The 634-nt window shown below is 80.0% G+C and carries 1 pseudogene; it reads right to left on the reverse strand.

From position 1 onward, the window contains the following. Nucleotides 1–634: pseudogene (locus tag MTQ10_RS30925) on the reverse strand (hypothetical protein); the annotation flags it as partial.

Raw genomic sequence — 634 nt, forward strand, 5'->3', positions numbered from 1 at the left:
TTCCTCGGGGGTGCGGGCGCGGACGCAGGCGTCCAGGAGGGCGGCGATCTCCCGGTCGTGGCCCTCGGCGGCCAGGGCCCGCACCGCCTCGCCGATCTCGGGGGCGGGGCGGGCCACGCCCTGCCGCAGCAGCTGTTCGCCGTCGGTACGGCGGCCTGCCGCGGTGAGCACGTCGGCGGCGGCGACCAGCCGGGCGGCGGGCAACGAGGCGGCCTCCCACAGGAGGGTGGCCCAGTCGGCGCCGAGCCCGGCGCGCTCCAGGGCGGCGGCGAGCAGTGGGTAGCGTTCGGCGGGCCAGTGGGCGGCCTCGACGAGCAGGATGTGGGCATCGCCGCTGCGCCCGTCGGCGCGGAGCCTGCCGAGCCGCGCGACGAGGGCGCGTACGTCCTCGCGGGCCGCTTCGTCCACACGCGGCTCCTGCCGGGCGGGCCGCGGTGCCGCTTCCCCTTCGGGCGCGCCGGCGAACCGCGCGCCCTTGAGTAAGGGTGCGGCGGCGGGCGCGGCCGGTACGGCTTGGGGCGGCGCCCCGACGACCGGTACGACGGCGGGCGGCAGCTCCTCGCCCGGCGCCCCGGCGAAACGGGCACTGCCGCGGCGACGTTTGCGGGGTTTGGGAGCGGGGGGCGTGGGGGCC

This window comes from Streptomyces sp. XM83C (genome assembly GCF_023072675.1).
GTDB classification, from domain to species: Bacteria; Actinomycetota; Actinomycetes; order Streptomycetales; family Streptomycetaceae; genus Streptomyces; species Streptomyces thermocoprophilus.